Origin of the sequence: Frateuria sp. GZRe14, assembly GCF_051900395.1 — a bacterium.
GTDB lineage: Bacteria > Pseudomonadota > Gammaproteobacteria > Xanthomonadales > Rhodanobacteraceae > Frateuria_A > Frateuria_A edaphi.
Genome location: NZ_JBHZGJ010000001.1, coordinates 2,321,618 through 2,340,082 on the forward strand (window position 1 = coordinate 2,321,618; position 18,465 = coordinate 2,340,082).

18 protein-coding genes are annotated in these 18,465 nt (G+C 66.5%); 7 read left to right on the forward strand and 11 right to left on the reverse strand.

Annotated features, from left to right (window positions below):
• Positions 1–47: 47 nt before the first annotated feature.
• The 5 genes from odhB to pilH all read left to right on the forward strand — a co-directional run bounded on the left by odhB (position 48) and on the right by pilH (position 5,040).
• The gene (gene odhB / locus ACFWZ1_RS10620; RefSeq protein ID WP_231320519.1) at positions 48–1,250 is read left to right on the forward strand and encodes a 2-oxoglutarate dehydrogenase complex dihydrolipoyllysine-residue succinyltransferase; all 1,203 of its coding nucleotides are present in this window, start codon (positions 48–50) and stop codon (positions 1,248–1,250) included.
• 144 nt (positions 1,251–1,394) lie between these two features.
• A complete protein-coding gene (gene lpdA, locus ACFWZ1_RS10625; RefSeq protein WP_439666399.1) occupies positions 1,395–2,822 on the forward strand; it encodes a dihydrolipoyl dehydrogenase in 1,428 nt (475 codons plus the stop codon).
• Positions 2,823–2,991: 169 nt separating this feature from the next.
• Positions 2,992–3,588, forward strand: coding sequence for a TIGR00730 family Rossman fold protein (locus ACFWZ1_RS10630; protein WP_439666400.1), 597 nt, complete (start codon positions 2,992–2,994; stop codon positions 3,586–3,588).
• Positions 3,589–3,602: 14 nt separating this feature from the next.
• The gene (locus tag ACFWZ1_RS10635) at positions 3,603–4,607 is read left to right on the forward strand and encodes a YhdH/YhfP family quinone oxidoreductase (RefSeq protein ID WP_439666401.1); all 1,005 of its coding nucleotides are present in this window, start codon (positions 3,603–3,605) and stop codon (positions 4,605–4,607) included.
• Positions 4,608–4,674: 67 nt separating this feature from the next.
• Positions 4,675–5,040, forward strand: coding sequence for a twitching motility response regulator PilH (gene pilH / locus ACFWZ1_RS10640; RefSeq protein ID WP_231320527.1), 366 nt, complete (start codon positions 4,675–4,677; stop codon positions 5,038–5,040).
• A 331-nt stretch (positions 5,041–5,371) separates the two neighbouring features.
• Here pilH and ACFWZ1_RS10645 read toward each other — a convergent pair whose 3' ends face one another.
• Both ACFWZ1_RS10645 and ACFWZ1_RS10650 read right to left on the reverse strand, forming a co-directional pair.
• Complete coding sequence (locus ACFWZ1_RS10645) at positions 5,372–6,268, reverse strand: DnaJ C-terminal domain-containing protein (protein WP_439666402.1); 897 nt, start codon at positions 6,266–6,268, stop codon at positions 5,372–5,374.
• A gap of 88 nt (positions 6,269–6,356) precedes the next feature.
• The gene (locus ACFWZ1_RS10650; protein WP_439666403.1) at positions 6,357–6,848 is read right to left on the reverse strand and encodes an Hsp20/alpha crystallin family protein; all 492 of its coding nucleotides are present in this window, start codon (positions 6,846–6,848) and stop codon (positions 6,357–6,359) included.
• Positions 6,849–6,980: 132 nt separating this feature from the next.
• On the opposite strand from ACFWZ1_RS10650, the gene ACFWZ1_RS10655 reads away from it, so the two are divergent.
• Positions 6,981–7,490: a peroxiredoxin gene (locus ACFWZ1_RS10655; protein WP_439666404.1), complete on the forward strand. Its 510-nt coding sequence runs from the start codon at positions 6,981–6,983 to the stop codon at positions 7,488–7,490.
• A gap of 129 nt (positions 7,491–7,619) precedes the next feature.
• Positions 7,620–8,033, forward strand: coding sequence for a DoxX family protein (locus tag ACFWZ1_RS10660; RefSeq protein ID WP_439666405.1), 414 nt, complete (start codon positions 7,620–7,622; stop codon positions 8,031–8,033).
• A 60-nt stretch (positions 8,034–8,093) separates the two neighbouring features.
• On the opposite strand, the gene gyrA is transcribed toward ACFWZ1_RS10660, so the two are convergent.
• The 9 genes from gyrA to rbfA form a co-directional block, all read right to left on the reverse strand.
• Positions 8,094–10,697, reverse strand: a complete 2,604-nt coding sequence (gene gyrA, locus ACFWZ1_RS10665) for a DNA gyrase subunit A (protein WP_439666406.1) — start codon at positions 10,695–10,697, stop codon at positions 8,094–8,096.
• A gap of 148 nt (positions 10,698–10,845) precedes the next feature.
• A complete protein-coding gene (locus tag ACFWZ1_RS10670) occupies positions 10,846–11,256 on the reverse strand; it encodes a GtrA family protein (protein WP_231320538.1) in 411 nt (136 codons plus the stop codon).
• On the reverse strand, positions 11,253–12,281 hold the full coding sequence (mtnA, locus tag ACFWZ1_RS10675) for an S-methyl-5-thioribose-1-phosphate isomerase (RefSeq protein ID WP_439666407.1): 1,029 nt from the start codon (positions 12,279–12,281) through the stop codon (positions 11,253–11,255). Before mtnA ends, ACFWZ1_RS10670 begins: the two co-directional genes overlap by 4 nt.
• A 103-nt stretch (positions 12,282–12,384) precedes the next feature.
• Positions 12,385–13,455 (reverse strand): class III poly(R)-hydroxyalkanoic acid synthase subunit PhaC, encoded by a 1,071-nt coding sequence (gene phaC, locus ACFWZ1_RS10680; RefSeq protein ID WP_439666408.1) that lies wholly within the window; start codon positions 13,453–13,455, stop codon positions 12,385–12,387.
• 8 nt (positions 13,456–13,463) lie between these two features.
• Positions 13,464–14,279: a poly(R)-hydroxyalkanoic acid synthase subunit PhaE gene (locus tag ACFWZ1_RS10685; protein ID WP_439666409.1), complete on the reverse strand. Its 816-nt coding sequence runs from the start codon at positions 14,277–14,279 to the stop codon at positions 13,464–13,466.
• A 230-nt stretch (positions 14,280–14,509) separates the two neighbouring features.
• Positions 14,510–16,615, reverse strand: a complete 2,106-nt coding sequence (gene pnp / locus ACFWZ1_RS10690; RefSeq protein WP_439666410.1) for a polyribonucleotide nucleotidyltransferase — start codon at positions 16,613–16,615, stop codon at positions 14,510–14,512.
• A 20-nt stretch (positions 16,616–16,635) separates the two neighbouring features.
• Positions 16,636–16,905 (reverse strand): 30S ribosomal protein S15, encoded by a 270-nt coding sequence (rpsO, locus tag ACFWZ1_RS10695; RefSeq protein ID WP_231320547.1) that lies wholly within the window; start codon positions 16,903–16,905, stop codon positions 16,636–16,638.
• 158 nt (positions 16,906–17,063) lie between these two features.
• Positions 17,064–18,062: a tRNA pseudouridine(55) synthase TruB gene (truB, locus tag ACFWZ1_RS10700; protein WP_439666411.1), complete on the reverse strand. Its 999-nt coding sequence runs from the start codon at positions 18,060–18,062 to the stop codon at positions 17,064–17,066.
• Positions 18,043–18,423, reverse strand: coding sequence for a 30S ribosome-binding factor RbfA (gene rbfA, locus ACFWZ1_RS10705; protein WP_231320549.1), 381 nt, complete (start codon positions 18,421–18,423; stop codon positions 18,043–18,045). Before rbfA ends, truB begins: the two co-directional genes overlap by 20 nt.
• Positions 18,424–18,465 lie beyond the last annotated feature (42 nt).

Consider the following 18,465-nt stretch of genomic DNA (forward strand, 5'->3'; position numbering starts at 1 on the left):
CCGCTACGTGCCGCGCCAGGAGAGGCGCTCACCTTTAAGGACCCGTCATGTCCATCGAAGTCAAAGTCCCCGTCCTGCCCGAGTCGGTCTCCGACGCCACCATCGCCAGCTGGCACAAGAAGGTCGGCGAGGCGGTCAAGCGCGACGAGAACCTGGTCGACCTTGAAACCGACAAGGTGGTGCTGGAAGTGCCCTCGCCGGTCGACGGCGTGCTCAAGGAGATCAGGCACCAGGCCGGCGACACGGTGAACAGCCAGCAGGTGATCGCCATCCTGGAGGAAGGCGCCGCCGCGCCGGCCCCCGCGCCCGCTGCGAAGGAAGAACCCAAAGCCGCGGCGCCCGCCAAGGCCGAGGCGCCGCAGACCGGCAAGGGTGTGGACGAACTGTCCCCGGCCGGTCGTCGCGTCGCCAGCGAGGAAAACATCGACCCGTCCAAGGTCGCCGGCACCGGTCGCGACGGCCGCGTGACCAAGGAAGACCTCGTCAACTACGGCAAGGGCGGCGCTGCCCCGGCTCCTGCCGCCCCGGCCGCCCGGCCGACCCCGGGCGCCCGCCCGGAAGAGCGCGTGCCGATGACCCGCATGCGCGCCAAGATCGCCGAGCGCCTGATGCAGTCGAAGAACTCGATCGCGATGCTCACCTCGTTCAACGAGGTGAACCTCGCCGAGGTCGTGAAGATGCGCAAGTCGCTGGGCGAGCAGTTCCAGAAGACCCACGGCATCAAGCTTGGCTTCATGAGCTTCTTCGTCAAGGCGGCCGCCGAGGCGCTCAAGCGCCACCCGATCGTCAACGCGTCGGTCGACGGCAACGACATCATCTACCACGGCTACCAGGACATCTCGATCGCCGTGTCCACCGACAAGGGCCTGGTGACGCCGGTGTTGCGCGACGTGCAGGACATGGGCTTCGCCGACATCGAAAAGGGCATCGCCGACTACGCCAAGAAGGCGCGTGACGGCAAGCTCTCGCTGGACGACCTGCAGGGCGGCACGTTCACCATCACCAACGGCGGCACTTTCGGCTCGCTGCTCTCCACGCCGATCGTCAACCCGCCGCAGAGCGCGATCCTGGGCATGCATACGATCAAGGAGCGCGCGATCGTCGAGAACGGCCAGGTCATCGCCGCGCCGATGATGTACATCGCCATCTCCTACGACCACCGCATCATCGACGGCAAGGACGCGGTGCTGTTCCTGGTCGACATCAAGGACCAGCTGGAGAACCCGCAGCGGATGCTGCTGGGTCTCTGATCGCCGCCCCGGCGATCGGAAAATAGGTAACGAAGCTCTGGTGCCCGGACTCGACTGGAACCACGTCAGGTCGGTTGTTTCCGGCGCACCAGCGCCCATCTTCCGCTTCACCAGCGAGCAGGGCTCGCCAGCAAGGAACCTCGCATGAGTGACCAACAATTCGACGTCATCGTCATCGGCGCCGGCCCGGCCGGCTACGTGGCCGCGATCCGCGCCGCGCAGCTGGGCCTGAAGACCGCCTGTGTCGACGACTTCACCGGCAAGGACGGCAAGCAGGCGCTGGGCGGCACCTGCCTCAACGTGGGCTGCATCCCGTCCAAGGCGCTGCTCGACTCCTCGCGCCAGTTCTGGAACATCTCGCACAACTTCCCGGTCCACGGCATCAGCGTGGAAGGCGCCAAGGTGGACCTCGGCACCTTCATCGGCCGCAAGGACAAGATCGTCAAGCAGTTCACCGGCGGCATCGGCCAGTTGTTCAAGGCCAACAAGGTCACCGCGTTCTACGGCAAGGGCAAGCTGCTCAAGGGCAATTCGGTCGAGATCACCGGCAAGGACGGCGCCAAGCAGACGATCAGCGCCACCAACGTGATCCTGGCCTCCGGCTCGGTGCCGATCGAGCTGCCGTTCGCCAAGTTTGACGGCAAGGTGATCGTCGACAATGCGGGTGCTCTGGACTTCACCGAGGTGCCCAAGCGCCTGGGCGTGATCGGCGCCGGCGTGATCGGCCTGGAACTCGGCAGCGTGTGGAAGCGCATGGGTTCTGACGTGACCGTGCTCGAAGCGCTCCCCGACTTCCTGGGCGCCGCCGATGCGGACGTCGCCAAGATCGCGCTGAAGGAATTCACCAAGCAGGGGCTGGCCATCAAGCTCGGCGCCAAGGTTTCCAAGGCCGAGGTGAAGAAGGACGGTGTGCACCTGACGTACACCGACAAGGACGGCGAGCAAAAGCTGGTCGTCGACAAGCTGCTGGTTGCCGTGGGCCGCCGTGCATACACCGATGGCCTGCTGGCCGGCGACACCGGCGTCAAGCTCGACGAGCGCGGCCGCATCGTGGTCGACGAGCACAACCACACCGGCGTGGACGGCGTGTGGGCCATCGGTGACGCCGTGCGCGGCCCGATGCTGGCGCACAAGGGCTCCGAGGAAGGCGTGGCGGTGGCCGAGTGGATCGCCGGCAAGGCCGGCCACATCAACCTCGATACCGTGCCCTGGGTGATCTACACCGAACCGGAAATCGCCTGGGCCGGCAAGACCGAAAAGCAGCTCAAGGACGAAGGCGTGCCCTACAAGGTCGGCACCTTCCCGTTCGCCGCCATCGGCCGTGCCGTGGCGATGAACGAGGCGATCGGCCAGGTGAAGATGCTCGCCCACGCCGAGACCGACCGTATCCTAGGCGTGCACATGGTCGGCCCGGGCGTGTCCGAGTTGATCGCCGAGTGCGTCGTGGCGATGGAGTTCAAGGGTTCGTCCGAGGACCTCGCGCGCATCGTCCACGCCCACCCGACCCTGTCCGAGGCCGTGCACGAGGCCGCGCTGTCGGTCGACAAGCGCGCCATCCACAAGGGCAACTGAGCTTCCACCGAACGGCCAAACGGCCCGCTCGTGGCGACATGGGCGGGCCGTTTCGTTCGTGCCCATCCCTGCAGAGGCCACTTGGGGGGGATCACTGTTCCCACGGCCGGCGACGAGCGTTGCCAACCGGTGGGCTCCCACACACAAACCACACTTACACCGGATACGCATGCCCCAACCCACCGCCATCTGCGTCTACTGCGGTTCCAGCAGCGGCAGCCATCCCGACTACGTCGAGCAGGCCCGCGCCTTCGGCACCGAGATGGCCCGGCGCGGTATCGCCCTGGTCTATGGCGGCGGCAAGGTCGGGCTGATGGGCACCGTGGCCGACGCGGTGCTGGCCGCCGGCGGCAAGGCAATCGGCGTGATCCCGCGCCAACTGGTCGACCTGGAAGTCGCCCATCCGGAGCTGACCGAGCTGGTGGTGGTCGAGACCATGCACCAGCGCAAGACACGCATGTATGAGCTCTCCGACGCCTTCGTCGCCCTGCCCGGCGGTTTCGGCACCATGGACGAGATGTTCGAGATGCTCACCTGGGCCCAGCTGGGCCTGCACCGCTACCCCTGTGGCTTCCTCGACGTACGCGGCTACTACACGCAGCTGAGCGCGATGATAGACCACATGGTCGCCGAGCGCTTCGTGCGGCCGGAGCAGCGCGAGGACGTCTGGTTCGGCCAGGATATGGGCGCGCTGTTCGACTGGATGGCAAGCTACGAGGGTCGCTACCTGCCCAAATGGGTGGACGACCGCAGCATCGACGCCTGAGTGCAGGAGGCAAGATGAGCCCGACCAACGCGTTCCGAGCCGTGCGCATCCAAAACGACCCGGCCGGCTACCGCAGCGGCATCGAGACCATGGGCGCGGATGCACTCACGCCGGGCGAAGTGCTGGTACAGGTTGCGTGGTCGTCGGTCAACTACAAGGACGCGCTGGCCGGCACCGGCAGGGGCAAGATCCTGCGTCGGTACCCGCTCAACGGCGGCATCGACGTGGCCGGCCATGTGGTCGCCTCTACCGATCCGGCATTCAGGGAAGGCGACGCCGTGCTGTGCACCGGCAGCGGCCTGTCCGAGACGCGCGACGGCGGTTATGCCGAGTACGCCCGGCTGGATGCACGCTGGACCATCCCGCTGCCCGCCGGCCTTTCCCTGCGCGAGAGCATGATCCTGGGTACCGCCGGCTTCACCGCGGCGCTGGCCCTGCTGCGCATGCAGGACAACCGGCAGACGCCGGAGCTCGGCCCGATTGCCGTCACCGGCGCCAGCGGCGGCGTCGGTCAGCTTGCGATCGACATCTTCAGCCGCGCCGGGTACGAGGTTCACGCGATCAGCGGCAAGAGCGACCATTTCGACTTCCTGCAAGACCTCGGCGCCAGCCAGTGCATCGACCGCCACCAGCTCGCCTTCGGCGGCAAGCCGATGGATTCGGCCCGCTTCGGCGGCGCGCTGGACAATGTCGGGGGCCCGATGCTGGCCGGCCTGCTGCCGCTCATCGTGCCCTACGGCAACGTGGCGATCTGCGGCAACGCCGGCGGCATCGCCTTCGACAGCACCGTCATGCCCTTCATCATCCGCGGCGTGAGCCTGCTCGGCATCGCCTCGGCCGGTACCGCCCGCGACCTGCGCGAATCCATCTGGCAGCACCTGGCCGACGACTGGAAGCCCCGACACCTCGACCGCATCGCCACCGACGAGGTCACGCTGGAGCAACTGCCGGCCGTGTTCGAGCGCATGCTGACTGGCCAGTCCTTCGGCCGCACCCTCGTGCGCGTCGGCGGCGGGTGAAGCCCGCGCTTGGAAGCACCCCGCTCGCGGCATAGAATCCACGACAACTACTAGGAACCCCCACCTCATGGCACGAATCCTGATCGTCGACGACTCCCCATCGCAGCTGCTGGGCCTCAAGCGCATCGTCGAGAAGCTCGGCCATGAGTCGCTGACCGCCGAAGACGGCGCTGCGGGCGTCGAAGCGGCCAAGCGGGAACGTCCCGACCTGATCCTGATGGACGTGGTCATGCCCAACCTCAATGGTTTCCAGGCCACCCGCATCATCAGCAAGGACCCGGACACCGCACACATCCCGGTCGTGCTGGTGACCACCAAGGACCAGGAAACCGACCGCGTGTGGGGCATGCGCCAGGGCGCCAAGGCCTACGTGACCAAGCCGATCAAGGAAGACGAGCTGGTCGCCACCATCAAGCCGCTGCTGCCGGTCTGACACTTCCTTTGACCCTTCGCCTTTTTCGCGAAGGGTTGCCAGTACCGCCCGTCCACACTCGACCGGCTTCCCCAGGCTGGAAAGCAGCTTTCCCGCAAGATCGGCCTCTTCCCCAAGCCACCCTGGGAGTAAAACGGAGCAGCCCTGACGCGAAACCCCGTCGGATGTGCTGTTGGGCCATCGGCCCTCCCCGGAAGAGAGTTGAGCGGCGTCACTCGCGACCATTTCACCGAGGCGCGTGGCGGTTCGACGTTCAGGAGCGCGATCGACAGCTCCCCCGCGAGATCGCCGCTCACCGAGCCCTCCTTCCAAAAGAGAGGGCGCGAAAGCGTCAGGCGCGCGGGTCGTAGCCCTCGAACTGCTTGTGCAGGGCCTCGTAGGCCTCGCGCTGGGCGTCGCTTTCGGCGGCGGGCGTGCGGATGGACAACTCCACAAGCTGATCCCCCGCCGGGCTGCCCGGTAGGCCACGGCCTTTCAGGCGCAACTTGCGACCCGATTGCGAACCCGCCGGAATCCGCAGGTCCACGGCGCCCGCCAGCGTCGGCACCGGCACCGTGGCTCCCAGCGCCGCTTCCCATGGCGCCAGGGGCAACACGTGCGATACGTTCCGCCCCTCCAGCTTGAACCGCGGGTCATCGCGGATCATCACTTCGAGCATCAGGTCACCGCTGGGGCCGCCGGCGGCACCCGGCTGGCCCTGGCCACTCAGGCGTATCACCTGGCCGGGCAGGATGCCGGCCGGAATCTTCACCTCCAGCACCCGCTCGTTGCCGCCGTCATGAAGCGCCAGGCGTGTGCGTCCGCCATCGAAGGCGGTCTGCAGGTCGATCTGCACCTGCGCCTGCACGTCACGGCCGCGGCGCGGCCTTGCCTGACCACGCGCCCCGCCCCCGGCACGGCCGAACAGGCTCTCGAAGAAATCGCTGAAATCGCCGTCGCTGGCCCCGCCAAACTCGAAGCCGCCGCCCTGCCCCCAACCCGGCGGCGGGCGGAACTGCTCGCCACCACGGTAGCCGCCGGCGCGCAGCTGATCGTACGTGCGGCGCTTTTCCGGATCGCGCAACGCCTCGTTGGCCTCGTTGATCGCCTTGAACCGCTCTTCCGCGCCCGGTTCCTTGTTCTTGTCCGGGTGGAACTGCCGCGCCAGCTTGCGATAAGCCGACTTGATCTCGGCCTCGCTGGCGTCGGGCTTTACCCCGAGAATGTCGTAATAGTCTTTGAATTCCACTGGCCTTCCTCGGCAAAACTGCGCAGGCAGGCGGCCCGTCGCGGATCTACTCCGCGAGGGGCCGCCCGGATCACGCTACGGTAGCCGCTCAGTGGTTGCCGCTGCTGGAGCCGCCAGCGGTGCCGCTGCCGTGTTCGGTGGAAATCGAGATCCGCCGCGGCGTGGTTTCCGCGCGCTTGGGTATCAGGATTTCCAGCACGCCGTGGCGGCCGACCGCAGTGATGCCCTCCGGATCGGCGCTGTCCGGCAGCGCGAAACGGCGATGGAAAGTCCCATGCGCGCGCTCGATCCGGGTAAATCGACCGGTCTGCTCCTGGTTCTGCACGGTGCGCTCGCCCTTGATGGTCAGGATTCCCTTTTCCATGCTGACCTCGATGTTCGCCGGATCCACGCCAGGGACGTCGACGAAAATCACGAAGCGCCTGTCTTCCTCCTTGATGTCCACGCGCGGCGCCCACTGGCTGGTCACCACGTTGGACGGGTCGGCCTCGTCCTGTTGGAAGAAGCGGTCGAAGGCGTGGCGGATCTCCTCGGGAAACGCATTGGCGGCGTTCCACATCGGATTGCGGTTTGAACTCATGGGCTTGCTCCTCCAGAAAGGGTCACGGCAGCCGCCGCTTGCCCCAAAAGTAGGTGCGGGCGCCGCCGATTCAAGGCGACAGGCGTCGCCGGCCGGGTTTACGATGCCCGGCCCAACCCACGGGAAAACCCCATGACTATCCAGATCGGCCAGGCCCTGCCGGACCTCGAGGTGGCCGTGATCGAGGAGGGCGCTCCGGTGCGGCGCCTGTCCACCGCCAGCCTGTTCAAGCAAGGTCGGGTGGTGTTGTTCGCCGTACCCGGCGCCTTCACGCCAACCTGCTCGGACCACCACCTGCCCGGCTATGTACAGCACTACCAGGCGTTCCGGGAACGCGGCGTCGACGTGATCGGAATGGCAGTCAATGACGCCTATGTGATGCAGGCCTGGGCGGCGGTACAGCAGGTGCCACCGGGCCTGAGACTGGTGGCTGACGGCAACGGAAGCTTCACGCGCGCACTGGGATTGGAGTTCGACGGTACCGCGTACGGCATGGGGCTGCGCGCCCGCCGCTTCGCGCTGTATGCCGAAGACGGTGTGGTGCGGCAGCTGCACGTGGAGGCGCCTGGCGAATTCCGCGTGTCGACCGCCGAAGCGATGCTGCTGGCGATCACGACATCCGAGGCCAGGACGGCCGGCTGACGCGGGTGGATCGGCGACCGCCGCGAGTACGGCGCGCGATGGGAGGTGAGCAGGAGCTACGATCCGCCCGCAGTACGCAACATCAGCAAGTCCAGGCCATATTCATCCGATCGCCAAAGGAGCGCTGCCATGCGGTACGTACTGTTCGACAAGGTCAGTAACGAAGTGATCCTGCTCGCCCGGATCCTTCTGGTAGTCCTGTTCGTGCTGTTCGGCTGGAGCAAGCTGACCGACTTCCCGGGAACGGTCGGCTACATGGCGAGCCAGGGCTTGCCGGTGCCGACGCTGGCGGCGGCCGTGGTCGTCCTCATGGAGTTCTTCGTGGGCCTGGCAATCGTGCTCGGCTTCTGCACGCGGCCGCTCGCCCTGCTGCTGGCCCTGTACACGCTCGGCACCGCGTTGATAGGGCACCACTACTGGACGATGGAAGGTGCCGATCGCATGGCCAACATGATCAACTTCTACAAGAACATCTCGATCATTGGTGGCCTGCTGCTGTTGTGCATCACCGGCCCTGGAAAGTACTCGATCGACCGGCGCTAGCCTCCGGTTCCTGCGCACCAAAAAAGAAAGCCCCGGCGAACCGGAGCTTTCTTCATTCCATCAGGCCTCCGACCCGTCCTGGTGGGGCACCGGCCCCTCCGGCGGGGCGCCCTCGGCAGGCTCGGCGTCCTCGCCGTTGGTTTCCTCGGCATCCAGCCGCACCACGCTGACCAAGTTCTCATCCGCAGGCAGACGGATCAGGGTGACGCCCTGCGTATTGCGCCCCAGTTGCGAAATTTCCCCGACGCGAGTGCGCACCAGCGTGCCCTGGTTGGAGATCAACATGAGCTCGTGGCCTTCGGTGACCTGCACCGCAGCGACCAGCGCGCCATTTCGCTCCGAGCACTGGATGCCGATCACGCCCTGGGTGCCTCGGCCCTTCTTGGTGAACTCCTCCAGCGGCGTGCGCTTGCCATAGCCACGCTCGGTGGCCGTGAGGATGTCGCCCTCGGCCGCCACGATGAGCGACACCACATCGGCGCCCTCGGCCAGGCGCATGCCACGCACGCCGGTGGCGGTGCGTCCCATCGAACGCACGGTGTTCTCGTCGAAGCGATTCACCTTGCCGTTGGAGGCGAACAACAGGATGTCGCTGTTGCCGTTGGTGATGGCCACGTCGACCAGCGCGTCGCCTTCGTCCAGGTTGATCGCGATCTTGCCGCGTTGCAGCTGGAAAGCGAACTCGGTAAGCGGGGTCTTCTTCACCGTGCCGCTGCGGGTGGCGAAGAACACGTAGCAGTCAGGGCTGTACTCGCGGATCGGCAGCACCGCCTGCACCTTCTCGCCTTCGGTCAACGGCAGCAGGTTGACGATCGGCTTGCCGCGCGCACCCGGGCCCGCCTCCGGCATCTGGTAGACCTTGAGCCAGTAGACGCGGCCGGTGCTGGTGAAGGTGAGCAGCGTGTCATGGGTGTTGACCACCCACAGCTGCTCGACGACATCTTCATCCTTGAGCGCCGAGGCCGAGCGGCCCTTGCCACCGCGCTTTTGCGCACGGTACGTGCTGGCCGGCTGGCGCTTGACGTAACCGGTGTGCGACAGCGTGACGACCATGTCCTCCGGCGCGATCAGGTCGAGGACGTTGAGATCCTCCTGCGAGTGCTGGATCTCGGTGCGGCGCGCGTCGCCGTACTCGGCCTTGATGACTTCCAGTTCATCGCGGATCACCTTGAGCAGGACCTCGGGATTCTCGAGGATCTCGATCAGGCCGCGGATGGTTTCCAGGATCTGCCGGTATTCGTCGGAAAGTTTCTCCTGCTCCAACCCGGTCAGGCGGTGCAGACGCATGGCCAGGATTTCCTGCGCCTGCACCTCGGACAGCTGGTAGCCATCGCCCTTGAGGCCGTCGCGCGGGTCCATCTCTTCCGGCCGCGACGCCTCGGCACCGGCGGCGGCCAGCAGCGTGCTGACCATGCCCGGCTGCCACTTGCGCGCCAGCATGCGCTCGCGTGCCTCGGCCGGCGAGGCGGAGCTGCGGATCAGCTCGATCATCTCCTCGATGTTGGCCAGCGCGACGGTCAGGCCTTCGAGGATGTGCGCGCGGGCGCGCGCCTTGCGCAGCTCGAAGATGGTGCGACGGGTCACCACCTCGCGGCGGTGGCGGATGAACGCCTCGAGGATCTCCTTGAGGTTGAGCAGGCGCGGCTGGCCGTCCAGCAGCGCCACCATGTTGATGCCGAAGGTCACCTGCAACTGCGTCTGCAGGAACAGGTTGTTGAGCACCACGTCGCCCATGGCGTCGCGGCGCACCTCGATCACGATGCGCATGCCGTCCTTGTCGGACTCGTCGCGCAACTCGCTGATGCCCTCGATCTTCTTTTCCTTGACCAGCTCGGCGATCTTCTCGATCAGCCGCGCCTTGTTCACCTGGTAAGGCAACTCGTGGACAAGGATCGTCTCGCGGCCGTTGGCCTCGGTCTCGATCTCGGTGCGCGCGCGCACCAGGATGCGCCCGCGGCCAGTGCGGTAGGCCTCGACGATGCCGGCGGCGCCATTGATGATGCCGGCGGTCGGGAAATCCGGACCCGGGATGTACTGCATCAGCTCGTCGACCGAGAGCGAAGGCTCGTCGATCAGCGCGATGGTGCCGGCGATCACCTCGTTGAGGTTGTGCGGCGGCACGTTGGTGGCCATGCCGACCGCGATGCCGGCCGAACCGTTGATGAGCAGGTTCGGCACGCGGGTGGGCAACACCAGCGGCTCGCTTTCGCTCTCGTCGTAGTTCGGCCCGAAGTCGACCGTGTCCTTGTCGATGTCGGCCAGCAGTTCGTGCGTGAGGCGCGACATGCGCACTTCGGTGTATCGCATGGCCGCCGCGTTGTCGCCGTCGACCGAACCGAAGTTGCCCTGGCCGTCGACCAGCATGTAGCGCAGCGAGAACGGCTGGGCCATGCGCACGATGGCGTCGTACACCGACGCGTCGCCGTGCGGGTGGTACTTACCGATCACGTCACCGACCACGCGGGCCGATTTCTTGTAGGGCTTGTTCCAGACGTTGCCCAGCTCGTTCATCGCAAAGAGGACGCGGCGATGCACGGGCTTGAGGCCGTCGCGTACATCCGGAAGGGCGCGTCCCACGATCACGCTCATGGCGTAATCGAGGTAGCTCTGGCGCATCTCGTCTTCGATGTTGACGCGGATGACTTCTTTGGCGAGTTCTGCCATCAATCGGCTTCCCAGTGGCTTCCGTGGAACCAAAAAAGGCCGCGCAACGGACGCTGCATGCGCGCGGTTGCGCGGCCCTCAAGCAATCGTGAAATTGTATCACGAATGCGTTTGGAAGGCCCTTATTTTTGCCTTTGAAATCAGCGAGTTAGCCAGCCTGTTTTGACCGCCGGAAAAGCACGCCCCGCGCCGAACAAAAATTGACCAGCGCAGCCACCGCCGACCCGGCCGCCGCGGCCAGCGCCGGCCATCGCCCGAGCGTTTCGAAGGACAGCAGCAGGGCCACGTAAACGGCGTAGTTCACGCACGCGCCCAGGCCCATCAGGCCCATCCAGTGCAGCCATTCGGACAGCGGCGAGCGACCGCTCGCGCGATGGGCGAACGTGTGGCGCCGGTTCCAGGACCACGTCACCGTGGCCGCCAGCAGGAACGACAGCACGCGGGCCAGGTACGGGTTCCACCTGCCCCAGCCGACCAGCGCCTGCACGGTGGCGGCGTCCGCCAGCAGGCCGAGCACGCCGCCGATCGCAAACAGCCCTACCTCGCGACGCAACCTCACCGGCCGAACATCGCCTGCATGGCTACCGCATTGGGCCGCTCGATCACCCCACGCTCGGTGACGATCGCATCGATCAACTCCGCCGGCGTGACATCGAACACCGGGTTCCAGGCCTGCGCTCCCTCTACTACCGTGCGGCGTCCGCCGGTGGCGAGCAATTCGTCGGCATGGCGCAGTTCGATCTCGATCGCCTCGCCGTCGGACGTGGCCATGTCGACCGTCGAGGACGGTGCGACCACCATGAACCTGACGCCGTGGTGGCGCGCGGCGATGGCCAGCTGATAGGTGCCGATCTTGTTGGCGGTGTCGCCGTTGGCGGCGATTCGGTCGGCGCCGACGATCACCCATTGCACTTTGCCCGAACGCATCAGGTGGGCGGCGGCCGAGTCGGCGATCAGGTGCGCGGGGATCCGGTCGCGCACCAGTTCGTACATGGTCAGGCGCGCGCCCTGCTGCCACGGACGCGTCTCGCCGGCGAACACCTCGTCGATGCGCCCGCTTGCGACCCCCGCGCGGATCACCCCCAAGGCGGTGCCATAGCCAGCGGTCGCGAGCGAACCGGTGTTGCAATGAGTCAGCACGCCCGAGCCGGGCGCGATGAGCGCCGCACCCAACTCGCCCATATGGCGGTTGGCGGCCAGGTCCTCGTCCTGGATTGCCTGTACTTCGCGCTCGAGCGCGGCGGCATCCGCGCCGGCGGCGATCCGCGTTTTCATGCGGTCCAGCGCCCACATCAGGTTCACCGCGGTCGGTCGGGCAGCCCGCAGCGTGGCCAGCACCTCATCCAGCGGCGCACCTTGCTGCGCCGCCAGCACCACGCCCCACGCAGCGGCGATGCCGATCGCCGGGGCGCCACGCACGGCAAGGTCACGAATGGCCTGGGTGACCTGCCCGGCGTCGCGACACTCGATCCAGCGCTCCTCGGACGGCAACAGGCGCTGGTCGAGCAGGCACAGGCAATCGCCACGCCACTGCACAGCGCGGATGGTGTCGTGCTCGCGGAGGGATTCGGTAGAGGTATTCATGGCCGGCGTGTACAGCGAAGGGGACGGAAAAGCCTAGCATGCGCGCCGTCGCCGCCTGCCCTGCAGCAAGCTGCGCCCACACATCATCACAAAAGGCGCGTGGTCAGCCGTCGTGCTCGCGCAGCCAGCGATGGATGGCCGGCGGCACTTCGCGCTGGGCGCGCCCGGAGACGTATATGCCGATGTGGCCGCCCTTGAAGGCGAGCTCCGTGTAGTCGTCGCTGCCCACGTGGAGGCCGAGCGCGCGCGAGGCATCGGGCGGGACGAGGTGGTCCTGCTCGGCATAGATGTTGAGGATGGGCTGGGTGATACGCGCCAGGTCCACCGGCTTGCCACCGATCGCGAGGCCGCCCTTGACGAGCTTGTTGGCCTGGAAGAATTCCTTGACGAATTCACGGAACGCCTCGCCGGCCTGGTCGGGCGAATCGAAGATCCACCGCTCCATGCGCAGGAAGTTCTCCAGTTCCTTCGGGTTGTCCAGGATATCGACCAGGTTCACGTACTTCTGCTGCAGCAGGCGCACCGGCTTGAGCGTCAGGTAGACCCAGTTCATCAGTGCCGCCGGGATGTTGCCCAGCGTGTCCACGAACAGGTCGACGTCGATGTCGCGCGCCCAGTGCGAGAGCATGTTGTCGGGCGTGTGGTAGTCCACCGGCGTGACCATGGTGACCAGGTTGCGCACCTTTTCTGGATACAGCGCCGTGTAGCACAGCGAGAACGCACCACCCTGGCAGATGCCAAGCAGGTCGACGGCGTCTGCGCCCGCCTGCGCGCGCACGGCATCGACGCAGCGATCGAGATAGCCGTCTATGTAATCTTCCAGGGTCAACCAGCGGTCGGCGCCGTCCGGGTAACCCCAGTCGATGAGGTACACGTCTTCGCCCTGCGCAAGCAGGTTGCGCACTAGCGAGCGGTCACTCTGCAGGTCGGTCATCCACACGGTGTTGACCAGGGCGTAGACGATGAGCAGCGGCGTCCTGGACGTCGGCTTGCGCTCACCGCGCATGCGCCAGAGCGTGAGCTTGTCCTCGCGGTAGATCACCTCACGCGGGGTGTCTGCATAGGCCGGCTCCGCCAGGCCGTGCAGGCTGGCCGCGCCGGCGGCGAGCTTGCGCTGGAAAGCGGTGATTTCGTCGAGGATGCGGGCGGAATCCAGCGGGCCTGGCGTATGCATGGAATGTCTCAGCGAGGCTTGCGTGGCGCGCGGCCGGCGGTGGATGCGGGCTTTGCCTTGGCCCGAGTGGTAGCGGTCTTGCGTTTGGGCGTCTTTACGGCCAACGCAGCGGCAGGTTCGCGACCGGCCGCCTGCATGCGCCTCAGCTCACGACGAAGCTCCTGCAGGCGCTCGCCCAATGTGTCGACCTCGCTGCGCGTCGGCAGGCCGACGTCGCGGCACCACTGTTCGACCTGCTGCTGTTGCAACTGGCGCACGCGCATCTGCGTGTTGCCCTGCGCAGCGTAGGCTTCGCGGAATTCGTCCGATAGCGCGATTTCTGCATGGGCTTCCTCCACGGCATCGACCCATAGGTCGTACATGGCCTTGAGCGAATCGACCTGGAAGCCCGGCTCGGCAAGCTTGCGCTGCATACGCTCGGCGCCCTGGGCCTGGGCGCGAGCGAGCAGTTCCTGGTAACGCGCGCTCGCCTGCTGGTGGTCGAGCAACGCGCGCAGGAGCGTCTGCTGCCGGGCCTGCTGCTCACGGGTGTGGCCGAAGGCGGGAGTGTCGAGCAGCCCACGCAGTGCGTCGAGGCCGCTGGGAGCGACGCCCATGCCCGGCATGGTCCAGCCGGCGAATGGCGGTACCGGCGGGGAGACGTGGGCGCCCTGCCCGGTCATGGCCGCGGCGGCCTGCTGCATCCAGTCGAGGTAGCCCTTGAGGCCGTCCATGCCGGGCACACTGGCGGGCGCGGCGGCAGGACCAGGCCATTGGCGGCCCCACGCCTCCCATACCTGGCGGCTCAGGGCTTCAAAATCGCTGGCAGGGTTGTGCGCGGTCACGGGCTTGCCTTGCGGGGGATCGAAGGGATCGTACCAAAACGGTATGGCAGTGACTTTGCGATATCTGGCCGCCGGGAGCCGTAAGCGGCGCTCTCTTATTCCGGTCGAAAGAGCATCGCTCTCAATGGGGTACCGCAAGAGCGAGGGCTTGTGGCGAGCAAAAAAAAAGCGGGCCGATGGGCCCGCTTCTTCTTTCTGATCGATCGGATGCGCTATCGCGCATCGGGAACTCAGCCGTTGGCGGCTTCGTCCTCGGCCACCGCCTTCATGGACAGGCGGATGCGGCCCTGCTTGTCCACTTCGAGCACCTTGACCTTCACGATATCGCCTTCCTTGAGCTTGTCGGAGACCTTTTCCACGCGCTCGGAGGAAATCTGCGAGACGTGCACCAGGCCGTCCTTGCCCGGCATGATCGTCACGAACGCGCCGAAGTCCATCAGCTTGGCGACCTTGCCCTCGTAGATGCGGCCCGGCTCGACGTCGGAGACGATCTGCTCGATGCGCTTCTTGGCCTCGTCGGCCGCCAGACGGTTGACCGAGGCGATGATCACCGTGCCGTCGTCGCTGATGTCGATCGTGGTGCCGGTCTCTTCGGTGATCGAGCGGATGGTGGCGCCGCCCTTGCCGATGACCTCGCGGATCTTGTCCGGGTGGATCTTGATGGTGAGCAGGCGCGGTGCGTACTCGCTCATCTCCGAACGCGGCGTGCTGATCACCTTGGCCATCTCGCCCAGGATGTGCAGGCGGCCACGCTTGGCCTGCTCCAGCGCCACCTTCATGATCTCTTCGGTGATGCCGTCGATCTTGATGTCCATCTGCAGCGCGGAGATGCCATCGGCGCTACCGGCCACCTTGAAGTCCATGTCGCCGAGGTGGTCCTCGTCGCCCAGGATGTCCGACAGCACGACGAAGTCGCCGCCTTCCTTGACAAGACCCATGGCAATGCCGGCCACCGGTGCCTTGAGCGGCACACCGGCGTCCATCATGGCAAGCGAGGAACCGCAGACCGATGCCATCGAGGACGAGCCGTTGGACTCGGTGATTTCCGAGACCACGCGCAGCACGTACGGGAATTCCTCGATCGAGGGCTTGACCGCCTGCACGCCGCGCTTGGCAAGGCGACCGTGGCCGATCTCGCGACGCTTCGGCGCGCCGAAACGGCCGGCCTCGCCCACCGAGAACGGCGGGAAGTTGTAATGGAACAGGAACGGATCCTTGGACTCGCCTTCCGGCGCGTCGATGATCTGCGCATCACGAGTCGTGCCCAGCGTGGCCACGACCAGCGCCTGCGTCTCGCCGCGAGTGAACAGCGCCGAGCCGTGGGTACGCGGCAGCACGCCCACGCGCACGCTGATCGGACGGATGTCGTCGAGCTGGCGGCCGTCGATGCGCACCTTGGTCTTGAGCACGCTGTCGCGCATGGTGTGGTACTCGAGCTCGCCGAATTCCTTCGACAGCTCGGCACTCGACCAGGCGTTTGCCTCGGCCTGGCCCTTCAGGGATTCAAGCACGTCGGCCTTGATCGCAGCGATCGCGTCGCGGCGCTGCAGCTTGTCGCGCACCTGGAAGGCTTCTTCGAGCTTGTTGCCGACGGCGCCCTTGAGCGCGGCGACCAGCGACTCGTTGCGCGCTGGCGCCTGCCAGGTCGAGGCGGGCTTGGCCGCTTCAGTGGCGAGCTCGGCGATGGTGTTGATCGCGACCTGCATCTGCTTGTGGCCGAACATCACCGCGCCGAGCATGACCTCCTCGGACAGCAGCTTGGCCTCGGACTCGACCATCAGCACGGCACCGGCCGTACCGGCGACGACGAGATCCAGGTCGGACGTCTTCAGTTCGGTACGCGTCGGATTAAGCACGTACTGGCCGTTGACGTAACCGACGCGGGCGGCGCCGATCGGGCCCTTGAACGGGATGCCGGCCAGCGACAGCGCAGCGGAGGCGCCCAGCATCGCGACGATGTCGCCATCAACCTCGGGGTTGAGCGACACGACCTGGGCGATGACCTGCACTTCGTTCTTGTAGTCGTCCGGGAACAGCGGGCGGACCGGGCGGTCGATCAGGCGCGAGGTCAGCGTTTCCTTCTCGGTCGGACGGCCTTCGCGCTTGAAGAAGCCGCCCGGGATGCGGCCGGCCGAGTAGAACTTCTCGACATAGTCGACGGTGAGCGGGAAGAAATCCTGCCCCTCGCGCGGCTTGGCCGCGGCGACAGCGGTGACCAGCACGACGGTGCCGCCCATGCTGACCATGACCGCACCGGACGCCTGGCGGGCGATTTCGCCCGTCTCCAGTGTGACTTCGTGATTACCGTACTGGAATGACTTGGTTACTTTCGCCACTGTGTTGTGTCCTTGTCCGATTAACGGCGGAGGCCGAGGCGTTCGATCAGGGCCTGGTAGCGGCCAAGGTCACGATCCTTGAGGTAGGCAAGCAGGCTCTTGCGGCGATTCACCAGCTGCAGCAGGCCACGACGCGAGTGGTGGTCCTGCTTGTGTTCCTTGAAATGACCGGTGAGGTGGTCGATGCGGGCCGACAGCAGGGCCACCTGCACCTCCGGCGAACCGGTGTCGTTCGGCACGCGGCCGTAGTCAGCAATGATCTTGCTGGTCTGTTCTGCGGTAAGGGACATGGGTATCTCTTCCTTCAAAATGCGGATGCGGAACTTGTGCAACCTCACCGGGCGGTGAAGTTGCACAAGCTCCGCTGGTTGGATGTAAAGCTCTGGAACAAGCTCGCTATTGTAGCGAGGCGGAGCGGTTGGCAACAAGAGCGCGGAAATGGTGCGGTTTACGGGCCGATCGCTCCCGTGGGAGGTTTATCTGACGCGAGCGCCCCACCCGGCAGGTTGAAACCACGGACGATCCTCACCCGGCCCGATGGATCCGGCTCGACCATTGCCAGCAGGCGTCCGTCCGGGGCGAAGGCGGCGCTGCGGCCCTGGTCCAGATCGCCTGGCCAGGGTATCTGCCGGCCCTGGGTGACTGCGAAAGCCTGATCCTCGTCCAGCGCCAGCGCCGGCAGATCGGCCAACCCGGCCGACAGCGGCAACAGCAGCGCATCCAACGCCGCCTCGCCCTGCCCGGCCGCCGCCTCAAGATCGGCCAGCGTGACCATGACCGGTTCGCGGAACGGTTCGACCCATAGCCTGCGCAACGCGGTCAGATGCGCGCCGCAGCCCAGGCGTTCGCCCAGGTCCACGGCCAGGCTGCGGATGTAGGTGCCCGAGCCACACTCCACCAGCAGGCTCAGGCGGTCGCCTTCGTGAGCGAGGCATTCCAGCCGGTGGATCTCCACTTCGCGTGGCGGCACGTCGACGATCTCGCCGCGGCGGGCTTTCACGTAGAGCGGCTCGCCGCGCTGCTTGAGGGCCGAGTACACCGGCGGAACCTGCATGATGCGCCCGCGCAGGGTGGCGAGCGCCTGTTCGATGACGGCGGCCTCCAGCGCTGGCACGGGCCGCTGTTCCACGACCTCGCCTTCGAGGTCGGCCGTGGTGGTGGTCACGCCGAGCCGGCACTCGGCCAGATACGCCTTGCGCGCCCCCAGCAGCATCCCGGCGATCTTCGTGCCCTCGCCAAAGCACAGCGGCAGCAGGCCGGTCGCCAGCGGATCGAGCGCGCCGGTATGGCCGCCCTTGGCCGCGCGCACCAGACGGCGAGCCGCCTGCAGGGCCTGGTTCGAACTCATGCCCAGCGGCTTGTCGAGCAGCAGGATCCCGTGCAGGTCGCGCAGCCGGCGCGCCGGGTCCTGACGGGAAGCCCGGGACCTACGATTCGCTTTCGCCATCGGGATTCGGCTGGATGTCGCCCGAGTCGCGCAGCAGGCGCTCGATCCGCTCGCTCTTGTCGACCGAATCGTCGTACTTGAAACGTAGTTCCGGCACGCGCCGCAGGCGCATGCTGCGCGAGAGCGTACGACGGAATTCGATCGCCAGTTCGTTCAGAGCCTTGACGGCTTCCTTCGCGCGCTCGGCCTGCAGTGCGGTGACCCACACCGTGGCGAAGTCGAGGTCGCGGGTGACTTCCACGTCGGAAACGCTGACCGACGGCAGCGCGTGGTCACGCACGGCGGCGTGGACAAGCAAACCGAGTTCGCGACGGAGCTCGGCGCCTACGCGGTCGGTGCGTTTGAAGTCGCGTGAAGGCATGGTGGCTCCAGTCAAAAGTGCTGCTGCCGCGCAGCGGCAGCC

Coding starts and splice junctions, on each gene's coding strand:
- ACFWZ1_RS10635 (WP_439666401.1), top strand. CDS start 3,603: ATGAGCCCGACCAACGCGTTCCGAGCCGTGCGCATCCAAAACGACCCG.
- ACFWZ1_RS10630 (WP_439666400.1), top strand. CDS start 2,992: ATGCCCCAACCCACCGCCATCTGCGTCTACTGCGGTTCCAGCAGCGGC.
- truB (WP_439666411.1), bottom strand. CDS start 18,062: ATGGCGAAAGCGAATCGTAGGTCCCGGGCTTCCCGTCAGGACCCGGCG.
- rbfA (WP_231320549.1), bottom strand. CDS start 18,423: ATGCCTTCACGCGACTTCAAACGCACCGACCGCGTAGGCGCCGAGCTC.
- ACFWZ1_RS10660 (WP_439666405.1), top strand. CDS start 7,620: ATGCGGTACGTACTGTTCGACAAGGTCAGTAACGAAGTGATCCTGCTC.
- pilH (WP_231320527.1), top strand. CDS start 4,675: ATGGCACGAATCCTGATCGTCGACGACTCCCCATCGCAGCTGCTGGGC.
- gyrA (WP_439666406.1), bottom strand. CDS start 10,697: ATGGCAGAACTCGCCAAAGAAGTCATCCGCGTCAACATCGAAGACGAG.
- rpsO (WP_231320547.1), bottom strand. CDS start 16,905: ATGTCCCTTACCGCAGAACAGACCAGCAAGATCATTGCTGACTACGGC.
- ACFWZ1_RS10650 (WP_439666403.1), bottom strand. CDS start 6,848: ATGAGTTCAAACCGCAATCCGATGTGGAACGCCGCCAATGCGTTTCCC.
- phaC (WP_439666408.1), bottom strand. CDS start 13,455: ATGCATACGCCAGGCCCGCTGGATTCCGCCCGCATCCTCGACGAAATC.
- ACFWZ1_RS10655 (WP_439666404.1), top strand. CDS start 6,981: ATGACTATCCAGATCGGCCAGGCCCTGCCGGACCTCGAGGTGGCCGTG.
- mtnA (WP_439666407.1), bottom strand. CDS start 12,281: ATGAATACCTCTACCGAATCCCTCCGCGAGCACGACACCATCCGCGCT.
- odhB (WP_231320519.1), top strand. CDS start 48: ATGTCCATCGAAGTCAAAGTCCCCGTCCTGCCCGAGTCGGTCTCCGAC.
- lpdA (WP_439666399.1), top strand. CDS start 1,395: ATGAGTGACCAACAATTCGACGTCATCGTCATCGGCGCCGGCCCGGCC.